The sequence below is a fragment of the Kribbella sp. NPDC049174 genome (genome assembly GCF_043197365.1).
Lineage (GTDB): Bacteria > Actinomycetota > Actinomycetes > Propionibacteriales > Kribbellaceae > Kribbella.
Genome location: NZ_JBICSZ010000011.1, coordinates 246,980 through 260,283 on the forward strand (window position 1 = coordinate 246,980; position 13,304 = coordinate 260,283).

The following is a 13,304-nucleotide window of genomic DNA, read 5'->3' on the forward strand; positions in this document are numbered from 1 at the left end:
TCCGATTTTTCTTTGGAGGCACTCATCCGCTAAACTTCCGGAGTCGCAAGACACCGCGGGGCTTTGGCGCAGTTGGTAGCGCGCTTCCATGGCATGGAAGAGGTCAGGGGTTCGAATCCCCTAAGCTCCACCCAGAGAGTTTGCAGGTCAGGAGGCACTTTCGCCCCCTGACCTGTTCTCGTTTGAGGGGTCCGTGGGAGAGATTTGGGAGAACCGCTCGGCTCCCACCAGCTTCTCGGCCTCTTGCTGAGCCCTACCGACGGTGTCCTTGATCACAGGCACTGAGCAGCTTCTCCCGCTCATCGTCCTCGAGGGCGAGTACCGAGGTCACGAAACGCTCTTCCAGCGCCTCCAGGATCTGCCGCTCCATCTCAGGCGTCACGTGGTCGTAGACGCGGCCCATGCCTTTCATCTTGTGTCCGAGTCGCGCACGTCGGGCAACCTCTGAGATCCCGTCCTCGGTCAACCAGGTGGCGTGGGTGTGTCGCCCCTCGTGGAACCGGAAGCCGGACAGAATCGCCGGGACATGACGCTCCGAGTACGGCTTGTCCGCATCGACACCATCCCAGGCCGGACGCCAGAAGCGCTGACGGAAGTTCGACCGATACCACGGTTGGCCCTGGAGCGAGATGAATACGAACGATTGCCCGACTGGCCGGGTCGCCAGGAGCAGTTCATAGATGGACGCGATGCTCGGTGGCAGTTGGACCCAACGTTCGCTGGCTGGTGACTTCGTTCGAGCACTCCGCTTTGCCCGGCGCGGACGTCGCCTACCATCGGCTAGTTCAGGGGTTGTTCGCTCAGTGACACCGGTACCGCCCTTGAAGAGTCGGCCGTCGATCTCCTTGAGTGGTTCGAAGACTGCGATCGCCTTCTTGACTTCGTCATACTCGGGAATCGTTTGGCCGGCCAACTCGCCCCAACGCGCTCCGGTGTAGGCATCGAGGAGACCGAGTAGGAGGCCGCTCAAACCGAGCTCGTTCTCATGCAGCCGCATGCTCACTCGTAGGACCTGCAGCCTGGCGATCGACTGCCTGCGGAGACGACCCTTACGGATCGCTACAACGTGAGCCTTCCGACCCTCCGCCAGGCCATCGGCGTCCTGCGCGCTGAAGGCCTCATCGAGTCGCGCCACGGCATCGGCACATTCGTCAAGGATGGCCGCCGGCGACAGCGACGGTCACGCAACCGCTATGGGCGCGCTCGTGCCGACGAGAAGCTCCTGTCATCCGACTTCGAGCACCGGATCGTCTTCGCCGGTCGGCAGCAGGTTCCGCAGCACATCGCCGAGGCGATGAACGTCGCGCCGGGAAGTGAGGTGGTAGTGCGGCGGCGAAACCTCTACGACAAGGCTGATGGTCGCCTGGAAGAGATCGGTGCCAGCTACATCCCGGTCGAGATCGCCGGAGGTACCTACCTCGAGGAGGCGACCGTCGTGCCGAAGGCATTGTTCCTCTGCGTCGAAGACCTCAGTGGCAAGCTCTACGCCCAAGCTCGCGACGCATGGTTATCTCGACTCCCAACGGCTGAAGAGAGCGACATCCTCAACCTGGCTCCGGGCATGCCGGTCCTTCATGTGGTTCACACTGCCCGAAGCGCAGACGGTGACGTGCTCGAAGTGTCCGAGTCCATTTGGCCGGCCGATCGCGTCATGCTCATCGACGAGTACGAGATCACCGCTGAAGCCGAGCAACCCGACGCACAGTCGGACATCTAGGAGGACCGATGACGAGCAAGCCCGAGGGGATGTGGCGACACGCAACCGAGCTCCGCGACCACTGGTGGTGGCGTCCGGGCTGGCAAATCGGGACACGTTTCTACGCCTTCCACCTGGCGGTGGGGAGCTCCGAAGGTCTCGCAGGTCTGGTTGCCCAGTACCAGGATGCGATCCGAGACGTCGTCAGCTTCGACCCGATCCCACGCGACTGGCTTCACATAACCATGCAAGGGCTCGCATTCGTGGATAGCATCTCAACCGAAGACCTTGCGTCGGTGGTGAAGACAACCCGCGCAGCGCTCGCCAACGTCAAACCGTTCCCCCTCGTCTTCAACCGCCCGCTCATCCGACCGGAGGCAATCGTCTTGGTTCCAGAGGATGTGCAACCTCTCAACGACGTTCGAGACATCGTCAGATCAGCTATCGACAGGGCACTAGGGCCGGGGACCATCGATCTCGGCTCCACGGACTTCCAGCCCCACGTGAGTTTGCGTATGTCAACGCCGATCAGTCAGCCGCCGAGGCGCTGAGAGCGCTCGAAGCTGTCGAGAGCACGCCTCTAAGCCTTCTCGTCGATGAAGTGCCGCTGATCGAGATGCACCGCGACAACCGCATGTACGAGTGGCGGGTGCTCGAGACGTTCCAGCTGTCAGTGGCAAGCTGAGCGACATTGGCCACTGGAGGCAGAGCTAGTATCCAACAGGACACGATGCCTCGATCGAGTCATCACCATCTACGGTGTGTTTCGAGCGGGGCACGGTGGCAGTGGTGGATTTGAGAAGCCACTAACTATCTGCATCAATGACCGACCATACGCGAATTCTTCGAAAGCGAACGGCCCCTCGCCTGGCCGCAGGTTCTCACGAACCGGCTTACAAAGAGATCGCCTCGTTGATGATGCGGATATCCGCACTAAATTTATCAGATCTCCGCTGGTCAACACGAGCAGACTCTCCGACTCCGAACCGAGTACGTGCCCCGTAAATGCGTAAGGGCCAATCGGCTCAAGTTTCTCGTACGGCACCGCAGGCCTAGACAGCAATATCACGAAAAAGATCAGACTTACCGCAATCATCGCTGTCGCCAACAGTCGAACGTCGTCACGTCGATCTTTGGTCGCCTTAGCGCGATCACGAGACCGGGATGCTGGCCTCATCCTTCGGTAGAGGCGAACACAACTGTTCGAGACTTTGACGACCGCGGCCACGTACAACACGATGAACACAGACGACACGAGGGCCATGCCAACCACGCTCACTGGAAGCAGAAATGCACTAATCGTGCTCATTCCAGCTATCACGGGTGCCAGAAGCTTCTTGTGCGGCTCCCACAACTTGCGAGCGTCTAATCGCATAGATTGTTCTCTAGCCAGGCGGAATGCGAGAGCCATCGAAACGCCGGCCACCGGAACAATTAGCCGAGTATGGCCAAAGAAGAAAGGGCTGCCCGCGAGACAATCGTAAAAATACTAGTTATAGAGCCGAGAAGCGCCAGCGACACCTGCATGTTGTAGCCGCTCAATCCGGCGATCTGAAGAAGAGCGAAGAGCGTTACGGACGCGCTGACGATCAACGAAATGTGGTCGCGCCATTTGAATGCTTCGTTCTGCGCTTGTCTGCGCACCTTCGCTGCCGCACGAATTCGCTGCCTGCTCACCTGACCTACCCGTGTTGTCGCCGAGTTGATGGCTCACTGTAGCGCCCAGTTGGCGTCCTCTCGCCTGACAACTTTCTCTACGTCTTCAAGACGGGCCCTCCAGGGCCCGAAAGCGCGCTGCCACCGAAGGGCGGGACGCCTGCCCGCCACTCCGCTTCGCTGCGTTCTGGGCGCGTCCCTTGGCTTGGCGCGCACGTGCCACCAGGGTGCCGGGTCGAAGACAGCAGAACTCACCGTCAACGATCGGCACCCTGTCGCAGTGGTTGCTCGCCGAAACGGCCGGCTACCCGCCGGACCTTGGCTGATCGATACTCCCGTCTGATCGGTGATCCCGCATCGCCCCGCTAGCAATCATGGAGAAGTGCGGTTCGGCCCGACGCGCGTCAAGGGCAAGTCGCTCCGCGATCGAGCAAGCTCGACCCTTGACCCACGCCGCTCCGAACCTAAGGCCGGCAGCTATCGGGGCGATGCGTAGCACTGCCCGCGCCTTGACACGTAACCGTCAACCCTGGCTCGGCGGATATTCCCCTTGGGTGGTTGCGCGTCCGGATGTCGACTTGATGTCGAGCACGCCGCCGGACTCTACCGGGACCGCGCTTTGCGTGCGCACCGCCGCCAATGCAGTCTGCGGCGCTTTGGAGCTGAACGTGATCCACACCGCGGAGAGGTCGTGGTTCGGGCCTGCCGCGGTGATGACGCCCCTGTTGGCGTCAATCAGCTCTTTGGCGGCCGCCACCAGTTCGTCTCGACTGTAGGTGGCCTTGCGGATCGTCACCGGCACCGGCTGAGCCGCCACGATTTGCTGCAGATCAGCCGGCGGATCACCTTTCCAATACACCACCACGGTCTCGTGATCAGCGAGAATCCGAACCTTGCCCGCGTCGGGACTGTGGTTCTCGACGAGCCACTGCGTCACCGCCGACGCCGCATCCTCTGCGGGTGTTGACGCCGGGATCGGGCCTTCAAAGTCCATTCGATCGCCCCCCTGTGGGATCGGCACCGCTGGTTGCAGTTCCGGTTGCAATCCGGCCGCGTTCAGTCGCGTTCGGGCAAGGTATGTCGCAGCGAGACCACGACGATACGAACCCCTGCGGATCGCACCGAACACCGCCAGGTCAAACTTAAACCTCGCGGCGGAGAAGCGTGCGATGCGAAGAAGCTGCCCGCTTGCCTCGACACGTAACCCGTCGGCGGTAGCGCCCGTGATACTACTGCCATGCGACCACCGCTCATCCTCACTGGAGGGCCGGCCGTCGGGAAGAGCTCGACAGCGCGACTCCTGGCTCAATCGTGCCCAAGAGCGGCCGTCATTGATGTGGATGACGTGCGTCATATGGTCGTCAGTGGCCACGCTGCCCCATGGGAAGGCGAAGACGGGCGAGACCAGCAGCGGTTGGGTGTGGAAAATGCCTGCAGCCTTGCCCGGAACTTCGTGGCGCAGGGGATCGAAACCGTGATCGCGGATGTGATCACCGTCGACACAGTGCTGCTGTACCGAGATTGGCTTCCAAACGCCCTCGTCATACGCCTGCACGTGACGATGAATGAAGCTCGGCGACGAGCCAGGAGCCGCGCCGTGTACCTCACAGACGAGGAGTTCGAGGCTCTTCATCTGGAAGATGCGCATCACCCTCCGGCCGCAGATCATGACGTTGATGTCAACGGGCACAACATCAACGAACAGGCTGCCTTGGTTGCGGCGCTCTGGAAACACGACCCGCGCGCTTGACACGTAACCGTCAACTCTGGCTGGACGGACCACCCACCAGGACGTGGTTTCGGCACGGCTTACGGGTCGGGATTCAACGGGCAACGACCGGAGGAGAGAAGCAGCACCGAATGACCACAGCGCGACGAATGCCCAGCAAATAAAGGGATGTGGGGCGACAACCAGCAACGCCGAGCAGATCGGTCCGGTTATCAGCGGTTTCGGGGTTCGAGTCCTCGGGGGCACCGTGGAAGCCCGCGGCCATCCTGAACCCCTTAGGTACATGCCAGACTCAAGGAACCGGCGATCGATTACCAACCTTGGGAGACGGCCATGAGTGACCTCGATGACTTCCTTGCGCCGACGTTGGCTCGCCAGACGGAAGCAGAGCAAGCTCTGATCAACGGCGACCCAGGTGCTCGCCTGGCAATGACGTCGAGCCAAGACCCGGTCACCGTGTTTGGGGCGAAAGTGCCTGTGAGGCAGGGTTGGAACGAGGTCAGCGAGACCCTGCGCTGGCTGGCGGCGCGATGGTCCGACGCCACCGACTACCGCTTCGATGTGGTCGCCGCCGACATCAGTGGCGACTTGGCGTACATCGTCGGCTTCGAGCACGTCGCGAATTCGGTAGTCGGTGTCCCGGTTGAACCGTACACACTGCGTGTCACCCACATTTTCCGCCGCGAGAGCGGCGAGTGGAAGATCGCCCACCGCCACGCCGACTACGTCCCAATTGACCAGACTGCCGGCGGCGCGTAGCAGATTACTCTGGCATTGCCCCTGATTGCCTTGTCGCGGCCGTATCTGCGAAGCGAACGCGGCAGGCATGGACGGCTCTAGGCTGACCGGCTGGGAGAGAATTGGGAGCCGGGAGTGCGAATCAACGCCCACGAACGGGTTGGAACGCGCACCAATCCGACACGCTCGAATCCCTGTAGCTATAGAGGATCCGGCTCGAACCGCCGCCGAGGGAGATGCTACCCCCGCCCATGGCATGGAAGAGGTCAGGGGTTCGAATCCCCTAAGCTCCACGCAGGTCAGAGGCCGGTTTCCCACCTGGGAGACCGGCCTCTTTCATGACCTGAGTGTCTATCGGTTCACGGGCAGCAGCTCGTCCATCGCCTCGGCTCCCTCGGTCAAGACCGGTCGGAGCTGGTGGCGGTAGACCGTCTCGGTGACTTGGTGCTCTTGTGGTCGACGAGTAGCGAGATCTGTTCGATGCTCAGACCGCTCTCGCTGAGCAGTGGCACGAAGCTGTGGCGCAGCGATCGGGAAGTCGAAGGGTTCGACGCGAGCGGCCGGCGCAGATGATGCTGCACCGAATCGCTATCTCGTAGCGGGTGATGCCGGTCTGTACGAGCTGCAGGGTGAGCGATATTTGTTCCGTGGCGAAGACCTACCACCCGACGGACTCAATGGGCTTCCAATGACTCTGGACCGTGCGGCGGGACGCCAAGGTGACTTCCTGACCACACGCAAGCGAGCTGGTTCAAGGACCTGAGAGCCCGCTCGCCCGGAATACCCACTCGTGACCTGTGCATGGGATGGCATCGGCCTGCTTGGGGGGCACAAAACCTCCCCCGACGTACACCTCGTCGCCAACCGGGCGGCTGTCTGCCCCATGGCATCAATCAAGGCAACCTCGCCGTCACGGATCGCGATGCTCCAGCCTGTCGGCCAAGCGACGTCGACGAGCTGGTAGCTGGTCTCGAAGCGCACCCGGCGCTGGCCGTCGACGACTGGGGTGCTGACTTCCATGCGAACTACCAAGCAGTCTGTCGAGTCGTCGACCTCTAGTGTTCCGATCAACTGAGCCTGCAGGTCGATGGCCGGAGTTGCACGCTGAATCGTGAGGCCGGGTAATCGACCACCAGCATGCTGTCGCGGGTCCCACCGGTCGCTCGGGTCGGGCGGGGTCATGTAGGCACGATAGGCGCCCCGCGACTCGGGAGGTAGGGAATCTGTGGACCGATGGGTCTACGTTGAGATGCGAGCCAGTGTGAGGTGATCGGCTGCTGCGGAAGCCGACAGGTGAGTGTCTAACTGAGTGACAACAGCCTCGCTCTGGCGTGCACGCTCGTGGACCCCCATGGACATCCGGCCGGGCCCGTCACACGAGAGCTTGGGGACCACCCGTGAATGGCATGGAAGAGGTCAGGGGTTCGAATCCCCTAAGCTCCACCACACCTCAGAGGTCGGTTTCCTACTCGGGAGACCGGCCTCTTGCATGACCCGGGAGGCAAACGGGAGGCTAAGTCTCCGTGAGCTGCAGATCGGGGAAGGTCTCGTCCATCTTCTTCGCCCCAGTTCGGAGCGCCGGCCGCAGCTCGTGCCGGTAGACCCTTCTCCGTTACGACCGTGCTCGCGTGGCCAGCCAGCGCAGCGATGTCCTCGCGCGGCACGCCGCTGCTCGACAGCAGCGATACGAAGCTGTGTCTCAGCTCTCGGGGCGTCCAGTCCTCAGCAGCCAGTCCGGCCGCCTTTGCGACCTTGCGGAACGCCTGCTCCAGGGTGAGCGATTTGGACGGTCGGCCATCTGGTCAGTCGAGCGGTGACTGGCCAGATGGGACGCCCATGCGGGTGTGACTTGTCATCTACAAAAACGATGAACAAGGATCGTCCTATGGGCGCTGACGGGGATCGTTCGCATCGGGTTTTGCTCATCACCGGCCCTGTGGGGGTGGGCAAGACCTCGGTGGCGGCGGCTGTGGGGGATTTGCTTGCTGGAGCCGCGATTCCGCATGCTGTCATCGACCTCGACTGGCTGGCTTGTTACTGGCCCAGCCCGTTGGATGACCCGTTCAACTTCGCCTTGGAGTTGCGCAACCTCCGGAGTATGGCACGCAACTACCTCGACGCGGGCGCGGACCGCCTGGTGCTGGCCGGCGTTGTCGAGAGCCGGGCTGATCGGGAGCGGTATGCCGAAGCGATCGGCGTTGATCTCGCCGTGTGCAGGTTGAGCGCGGATCTGGCGGTCATCCGGCAGCGGCTCATCCAGCGGCACGGGAGTGGGGACGACGACGGCCTCCGATGGCACCTGCGGCGCTCGCGGGAACTCGAGCAGATCCTCGACCTGGCCAGGGTGGAGGACTTCACGGTGGCCACCGATCGCCCGGTGGCCGACGTAGCAAAGGCCGTGGCCACCGCGACCGGCTGGGTGTGAACACGCGCCGTCCCGACTGTCAGGCGCTTGCGCGGATGGGGGCGGGTCCACCACAGCTCAGAGGCCGGTTTCCCACTCGGGAGACCGGCCTCTTGTAGGACGTGAGTGTCTATCGGTTCAGGGCGGCCAGCTCGTCCACCGTGCGTCCTGTTCTGTGCCGATCATCTCACCGACCCCGTCGCATGCCTCCACCGATCGCCTCGCCGAGTAGCCGGCCTGGCAGCGTGAGGTACCGGACGCAGAACGTCCGGAATCGGGGGGTACGTTGCTGGCATGTCCGACTTCATGATCAAGGCGCTCACGCCGGAGACGTTCGACGACTTCGCGGCTCTCGTCGAGCGGAACAAGGGCATGTTCGCCAGTTGCTGGTGCACGCATTTCCATCCCGACTGCGCGGAGAAGGGCCAGAGTGCCGAGGGGAACCGGGCGCTCAAGCAACGTCTGGTGGCCGACGGGATCGCGCACGCGGCGCTGGTCTACGACGGCGACCGGGCCGTCGCCTGGGCGGAGTACGGATCACCCGAGGAGCTGCCCAACATCCAACACCGCAAGGAGTACGTCGCCAGTGCCGAGCGACTGCCCGACTACCGGGTCACCTGCATCCTGGTCGAGCGCGGCCTTCGCGGTCAGGGCCTGGCGGCGATCGCGCTGCGCGGAGCCGTCGAGCTGATCGCGCAGGCCGGCGGCGGCCTGGTCGAGGGCTACCCGCACGACACCGGCGGGGTTCGGAAGAAGAACTCGTCGTTCCTCTACAACGGCACCCGCACGATGTACGAGCGCGAGGGCTTCACCTACGACCGGCGCAAGGGCCTCGGCAACTGCGTGATGGTGCGCGAGGTGGCCCCGGCCACGCGCGACTGATCCGCAAGGCCTCATCGCGGCGTGCGGCGGTGGAGTACGTCGGCTGGCAAAACGGCACCCGGTGGCACAGCACTCTCGGGTACCGCGGTCCCGCCGAAATTGGGGGGACCGAGCAAGATCACGAATGTAGCCTGACCAAATCATGGAGACGTCCGACATCACGCGTGCGATCGCGGCTGCGACTTCGGTCGCCGCATCGCTCGACCTGCCGGCCAACGACGCAATCGTTCTCCACAACTCGAACAAGCTGGCGCTGCGGCTGACGCCATGCGACGTCTTTGCCCGGGTCGCCCCACTGGGGCAAGAGGTTGCACAGCTCGAAGTCGAGCTCGCTCAACGGCTCGCCGAGGTCGGATGCCCGGTGGGCGCCTTGGAGTCTCGGGTGGACCCGCTTGTGTACACGCGCGATGGCTTCGCAGTGACGCTGTGGATCTACTACGAGCCCGTGACACCGCACGTCTCACCAGTCGACTACGCCAAGGCGCTGGAGCGCCTGCATGCCGGCATGCGCACGGTTGATGCGGCGAGCCCACGGTTCACGGATCGAATCGCGGAGGCGGAAGAGATCGTTGCCAACCCGGATCTCTCGCCGGAGCTCGCCGACGCAGACCGCGTGTTCCTCAGCGGCACACTAGGAAGCCTGCGACGGGCGATCGAGGACCGCGGCGCCGTGGAGCAGCTGCTCCACGGCGAGCCGCATCAAGGCAATGTGCTCAGCACAAAGAATGGCCCGTTGTTCATCGACTTCGAGACGTGCTGCCGTGGACCCGTCGAATTCGATCTCGCCCATGTTCCCGAGGCGGTCTGCGAGCACTATCCGAACGTTGACCAAGGACTGCTGGACGAGTGCCGGCAGCTCGTTCTCGCGATGGTCGCAGCGTGGCGCTGGGACCTTGGCGACCAGTTTCCCAACGGGAGGCGATTCGGAGAGGAGTTCCTGCGCTCGCTGCGCGAGGGTCCTCCTTGGCCGACACTAGACACGATGACCAGGCGACTGGACAGTCTGCAGAAATCGCCCAAGGTCACTTGAACGTGCTGGGACAACGCTCTCTCGGAGTCGTTCTTCACCTCACTCAAGGCTGAGCTCATCGACCCGCAAACCTGGCCCACCCGCGCTATGGCAGGGCGTGCGGTGGTGGAGTACATCGGCTGGTACGACGGCACCCTCGGGCGCAGTGGTCAGGTCGCCGATAACCACATCGAACTTGACCGGGTTTCCCGCCGATGCCATTGCCTGTTAGCGGTGGGACGATCGTGCTTATTGCGTTCAAGGAAGGATCGGACGTCATGGTTCGCCTGTTGGTGATGCGCCGGTTCGACGCGTTCCGGCACGACCCGCTGTCTGTGCGCAAGGCGATGGGGGTGATTGTCGCCGCGACGCTGGCGAGTGTGGTGGTCGGCGGTTTGCTGATCACCGTCGTTGATTCGGAGGAGTTCCCGGAGCTGGGTACGGGGATGTGGTGGGCGTTGCAGACGGTGACCACGGTCGGGTACGGCGACGTGACCCCCGAGAACACCGCTGGGCGGTTCGTGGGGGCGCTGTTCATGGTGGAGGCGATCGCGTTCGTGACGATCGTGACCGCGGTGATCACCTCCAGCTTCGTGGAGCGGGCGCGCCAGGAGCGGATCGCCGACTCCGAGACCGCGGAGGCGTTGGGTGTCGAGCAGCTGACTGCCCAGCTCGCGGAGATCACCTCGAGGCTGGAGCAGATCCAGCAAACCCTCGAGTCCGGAGGATCAGCCGGAGCGCGCACCACCGGATGAACGTGCGCGCCTGCGAGTGGCATGGTTGCCACCCGCAACGATCCGGGGGCCGTCAGTGCCCGGCCAGCAGGTTCTTCAGGGCGGCAACGATGACCGTGCACACAAGCACGGCGACTGAGTACACCACGGCTCGGAGCAGGGACGCGCCGGCGCCTCGAGCTACGCCGTACCCGATCAGGGAGATCAAGGCGGCGAGGAGGAACTCGGCGCCCTCGAATTCCGCCGAGTCGGGCAGGAGGAGCACACCAACCGAGACCACCACGGCGACGCCGGCTGCTCCGACCAGCTGGGCACCAGCCAATTCGACATCGGAAGAACGGACCGTGCCGGCCCTCACCATCCGCGCCGAGACACGGAAGGCGAACCAGTGCGCGATCGCGAGGCCGAGCGTGACCCCCCCCAGACGAGTCCCCATAAGTTGGTGTGCTCGGCGGCGCTCTCCGGTATGGCGATCAGGGACGCCATCAGGCAGATCGCCACGTAAAGGGGCCATGGTCAAGGCTTCCTTGCGGAGCTCCAACCCGTGCTCGTCCACGTCCGACAACCGGCCGGCAGGTCCGTCTGCCATGGCGCCATCGTCCCACTCAGGTCTATGCCCGTCCACGCACCAGCCTGAAGGTCCGACGGAGGACAGCGCTCCCGGGAGCGCTTGATCCGCCAACAGATCCGCGACATATTTCCGTCAGCTGATGTGCGACAGGCTAGACGTCTGGCGACCACCTGAGGACGTCGGGCCGATGCACGGATGTGCCGATGAGCGCAGGGTTTGGAGCGGTTAATCGGTTGCGACCTGGATGGCGCTCAGGAGGCTCGACAGGCTGGCCGGGTGGGCCATCGTCAAGTCTGCGAGATCGCTGGGCCGGAACCAGCGAAGATCGTCGTGCTCCTCCGGTGCGGCGTTGACAGGTTCTCCGTCCCAGCGCGTGACGAGGAACGCGTGCGTGTCGAGGGTGGGGTCGCTGACCGTCATCGGGATGGGTACGGGGTCGTGGATGTGGACACCGAGTTCTTCGAGGCATTCCCGACTGACGGCCTGGTGAGGCAACTCGCCCGACTCGACATGCCCGCCGACGAGGTCCCAGCAGTCGGGATACCACCGACGCGATGGATGGCGATGCACCAGGAGCACGAGACCGTCGCGCACAAGCGCAGCAATTGAGATTGGAATCCGGGCGACCATGGCGACACACTAGGCGCGAACCCACTCGCATGCCGCGATTCGCGCCCTCGGCACTGTCGCAGATCACGTGGCGGACGACCGTCGTACATCACCCGACGGAGGACACAGCGCATCGGCGGCTGTGATCCGCCATCAGATCTGCGACAGACGTCCGCCAACTGATTCGCGACAGGCTAGAAGTCTGCCGACCATCTGGGGACGCCGGCCGACGTACGCCATGCCCGATCAGGGCGCCGTAGGTCTCCTGCCTCCCTGGCGTCAGCAAAGGCTGGTGCGACGAGCGAGTCCGAAGGGGCAGGATGGGCCGCATGCCGGACCTCGCCCGAGATGAAGCCACTGCCCTGCTGGCAGACGCCGTCAGTCTTTGGCGCCTCAGTCCTGGCACAGCCAATGAGGTGATCGATGCCGCCGTGCAGTGTCTGGTAGCCGAAGTTGACTCGCCGACACTTCGGGAGCTCGCCGGAGCATCTCCGCGGGACTCGCAGTTCGTTCTGGAGCCGCTGATCGAAGACACGCTCCAGGAGTTGGGGATGCAGGACGTGTTGGCGGTCAACGCTCAGCGAGGAGCCTTTGCCGCCGTGCTCCACCGCTTCAAACGCAACGAGTTCAGTGCACGTGAACTCGTCCGTTGGGCACACACCAACATCGGCCACGATGGAGATGCGCGGTGCCAGGTGTTCGTTGACCTCGACGACATGTACGACACCGTGGACTACTCCGACTACGGCACCGAAGATCTCGACCGCTGGACTGCCGAGGAGGCCGACGCCTACCTGGAAGCGCGGCCTTCACCTGGCCGAACGACGGTCTGGCGGACGCCTCCGACTCCCACCGCAGTGATCTGCGGACCAATGCGCCGGCGTCGCCGGTTCGAACTCCGCATCTCTCCCGGCGGGCGAACCCTTTCGCCGAGGAGCTGGGATGATGTCTGGGGCAGCCTTCCGGAACTCGGTGTGCCGTGGCGCAACGTTTCCTTCGAGTCAAATTATGTGAGGGACCAGGTACTCAAAGCCTGGGGCAAGCACCCGGACGCTCCCGCCGGCTGACGCACGCTCACGCGGTTACGGGTCTCGACTGTCGCAGATCACTTGGCGGACGAGTGTCGCGCATCAGTCGACCGAGGAAACGGCCCCGGGCGCGGCCCTTGGCTTGGCGCGCACGTGAAGCGCCCCAGGTTTGATGCCGCATCTTTCTGAGTTTGGAAGGATGCAGGACGTGCGCAAGAGGATCGATCCCGAGGTCAAGGCTCGCGCGG

The 13,304-nt window shown here is 63.6% G+C and carries 14 protein-coding genes, 1 tRNA gene and 2 pseudogenes; 11 read left to right on the forward strand and 6 right to left on the reverse strand.

Features of this window, described 5'->3' with window-relative positions:
* Positions 1 to 57: 57 nt before the first annotated feature.
* Positions 58 to 130 (forward strand) — tRNA-Ala (locus ACGFIF_RS39085).
* A gap of 123 nt (positions 131 to 253) precedes the next feature.
* Here the strand turns inward: ACGFIF_RS39085 and ACGFIF_RS39090 are convergent.
* On the reverse strand, positions 254 to 997 hold the full coding sequence (locus tag ACGFIF_RS39090; RefSeq protein WP_393161965.1) for a tyrosine-type recombinase/integrase: 744 nt from the start codon (positions 995 to 997) through the stop codon (positions 254 to 256).
* Between the two features lie 15 nt (positions 998 to 1,012).
* Here ACGFIF_RS39090 and ACGFIF_RS39095 point away from each other — a divergent pair, with 15 nt between their 5' ends.
* Positions 1,013 to 1,717: a GntR family transcriptional regulator gene (locus ACGFIF_RS39095; protein WP_393161968.1), complete on the forward strand. Its 705-nt coding sequence runs from the start codon at positions 1,013 to 1,015 to the stop codon at positions 1,715 to 1,717.
* A gap of 8 nt (positions 1,718 to 1,725) precedes the next feature.
* Complete coding sequence (locus ACGFIF_RS39100) at positions 1,726 to 2,247, forward strand: 2'-5' RNA ligase family protein (protein ID WP_393161931.1); 522 nt, start codon at positions 1,726 to 1,728, stop codon at positions 2,245 to 2,247.
* Positions 2,248 to 3,130: 883 nt separating this feature from the next.
* Here ACGFIF_RS39100 and ACGFIF_RS39105 read toward each other — a convergent pair.
* Together ACGFIF_RS39105 and ACGFIF_RS39110 are read right to left on the reverse strand one after the other, a co-directional pair.
* The gene (locus tag ACGFIF_RS39105; protein WP_393161933.1) at positions 3,131 to 3,373 is read right to left on the reverse strand and encodes a hypothetical protein; all 243 of its coding nucleotides are present in this window, start codon (positions 3,371 to 3,373) and stop codon (positions 3,131 to 3,133) included.
* Positions 3,374 to 3,875: 502 nt separating this feature from the next.
* Complete coding sequence (locus tag ACGFIF_RS39110; RefSeq protein ID WP_393161935.1) at positions 3,876 to 4,346, reverse strand: hypothetical protein; 471 nt, start codon at positions 4,344 to 4,346, stop codon at positions 3,876 to 3,878.
* A 243-nt stretch (positions 4,347 to 4,589) separates the two neighbouring features.
* Here ACGFIF_RS39110 and ACGFIF_RS39115 point away from each other — a divergent pair, with 243 nt between their 5' ends.
* Positions 4,590 to 5,102, forward strand: a complete 513-nt coding sequence (locus ACGFIF_RS39115; protein WP_393161937.1) for a hypothetical protein — start codon at positions 4,590 to 4,592, stop codon at positions 5,100 to 5,102.
* A gap of 312 nt (positions 5,103 to 5,414) precedes the next feature.
* Positions 5,415 to 5,840: a YybH family protein gene (locus ACGFIF_RS39120; RefSeq protein WP_393161939.1), complete on the forward strand. Its 426-nt coding sequence runs from the start codon at positions 5,415 to 5,417 to the stop codon at positions 5,838 to 5,840.
* Between the two features lie 1,412 nt (positions 5,841 to 7,252).
* On the opposite strand, the pseudogene ACGFIF_RS39125 reads toward ACGFIF_RS39120, so the two are convergent.
* Positions 7,253 to 7,603: pseudogene (locus ACGFIF_RS39125) on the reverse strand (tyrosine-type recombinase/integrase); the annotation flags it as partial.
* A gap of 101 nt (positions 7,604 to 7,704) precedes the next feature.
* Between ACGFIF_RS39125 and ACGFIF_RS39130 the strand changes: the two are divergent.
* The 5 genes and pseudogenes from ACGFIF_RS39130 to ACGFIF_RS39150 all read left to right on the forward strand — a co-directional run bounded on the left by ACGFIF_RS39130 (position 7,705) and on the right by ACGFIF_RS39150 (position 10,869).
* A complete protein-coding gene (locus ACGFIF_RS39130; RefSeq protein ID WP_393161941.1) occupies positions 7,705 to 8,244 on the forward strand; it encodes a hypothetical protein in 540 nt (179 codons plus the stop codon).
* Between the two features lie 273 nt (positions 8,245 to 8,517).
* Positions 8,518 to 9,105: a GNAT family N-acetyltransferase gene (locus tag ACGFIF_RS39135; protein ID WP_393161943.1), complete on the forward strand. Its 588-nt coding sequence runs from the start codon at positions 8,518 to 8,520 to the stop codon at positions 9,103 to 9,105.
* Positions 9,106 to 9,247: 142 nt separating this feature from the next.
* Positions 9,248 to 10,135: a phosphotransferase family protein gene (locus ACGFIF_RS39140; RefSeq protein WP_393161945.1), complete on the forward strand. Its 888-nt coding sequence runs from the start codon at positions 9,248 to 9,250 to the stop codon at positions 10,133 to 10,135.
* Positions 10,136 to 10,171: 36 nt separating this feature from the next.
* Positions 10,172 to 10,411 (forward strand): annotated as a pseudogene (locus tag ACGFIF_RS39145) (hypothetical protein); the annotation flags it as partial.
* Entirely contained in the window at positions 10,393 to 10,869 is a 477-nt protein-coding gene (locus ACGFIF_RS39150) for a potassium channel family protein (protein WP_393161947.1), read from the forward strand. The pseudogene ACGFIF_RS39145 and the gene ACGFIF_RS39150, both read left to right, overlap by 19 nt.
* A 52-nt stretch (positions 10,870 to 10,921) precedes the next feature.
* On the opposite strand, the gene ACGFIF_RS39155 is transcribed toward ACGFIF_RS39150, so the two are convergent.
* On the reverse strand, positions 10,922 to 11,437 hold the full coding sequence (locus ACGFIF_RS39155) for a hypothetical protein (RefSeq protein WP_393161949.1): 516 nt from the start codon (positions 11,435 to 11,437) through the stop codon (positions 10,922 to 10,924).
* A 207-nt stretch (positions 11,438 to 11,644) separates the two neighbouring features.
* Complete coding sequence (locus ACGFIF_RS39160) at positions 11,645 to 12,049, reverse strand: NUDIX hydrolase (RefSeq protein WP_393161951.1); 405 nt, start codon at positions 12,047 to 12,049, stop codon at positions 11,645 to 11,647.
* Between the two features lie 308 nt (positions 12,050 to 12,357).
* On the opposite strand from ACGFIF_RS39160, the gene ACGFIF_RS39165 reads away from it, so the two are divergent.
* Positions 12,358 to 13,095, forward strand: coding sequence for a hypothetical protein (locus ACGFIF_RS39165; protein ID WP_393161953.1), 738 nt, complete (start codon positions 12,358 to 12,360; stop codon positions 13,093 to 13,095).
* The last annotated feature ends 209 nt before the right edge of the window (positions 13,096 to 13,304 follow it).

Coding starts and splice junctions, on each gene's coding strand:
- ACGFIF_RS39090 (WP_393161965.1), bottom strand. CDS start 997: ATGCGGCTGCATGAGAACGAGCTCGGTTTGAGCGGCCTCCTACTCGGT.
- ACGFIF_RS39100 (WP_393161931.1), top strand. CDS start 1,726: ATGACGAGCAAGCCCGAGGGGATGTGGCGACACGCAACCGAGCTCCGC.
- ACGFIF_RS39110 (WP_393161935.1), bottom strand. CDS start 4,346: ATGGACTTTGAAGGCCCGATCCCGGCGTCAACACCCGCAGAGGATGCG.
- ACGFIF_RS39115 (WP_393161937.1), top strand. CDS start 4,590: ATGCGACCACCGCTCATCCTCACTGGAGGGCCGGCCGTCGGGAAGAGC.
- ACGFIF_RS39120 (WP_393161939.1), top strand. CDS start 5,415: ATGAGTGACCTCGATGACTTCCTTGCGCCGACGTTGGCTCGCCAGACG.
- ACGFIF_RS39130 (WP_393161941.1), top strand. CDS start 7,705: ATGGGCGCTGACGGGGATCGTTCGCATCGGGTTTTGCTCATCACCGGC.
- ACGFIF_RS39135 (WP_393161943.1), top strand. CDS start 8,518: ATGTCCGACTTCATGATCAAGGCGCTCACGCCGGAGACGTTCGACGAC.
- ACGFIF_RS39140 (WP_393161945.1), top strand. CDS start 9,248: ATGGAGACGTCCGACATCACGCGTGCGATCGCGGCTGCGACTTCGGTC.
- ACGFIF_RS39150 (WP_393161947.1), top strand. CDS start 10,393: ATGGTTCGCCTGTTGGTGATGCGCCGGTTCGACGCGTTCCGGCACGAC.
- ACGFIF_RS39155 (WP_393161949.1), bottom strand. CDS start 11,437: ATGGCAGACGGACCTGCCGGCCGGTTGTCGGACGTGGACGAGCACGGG.
- ACGFIF_RS39160 (WP_393161951.1), bottom strand. CDS start 12,049: ATGGTCGCCCGGATTCCAATCTCAATTGCTGCGCTTGTGCGCGACGGT.
- ACGFIF_RS39165 (WP_393161953.1), top strand. CDS start 12,358: ATGCCGGACCTCGCCCGAGATGAAGCCACTGCCCTGCTGGCAGACGCC.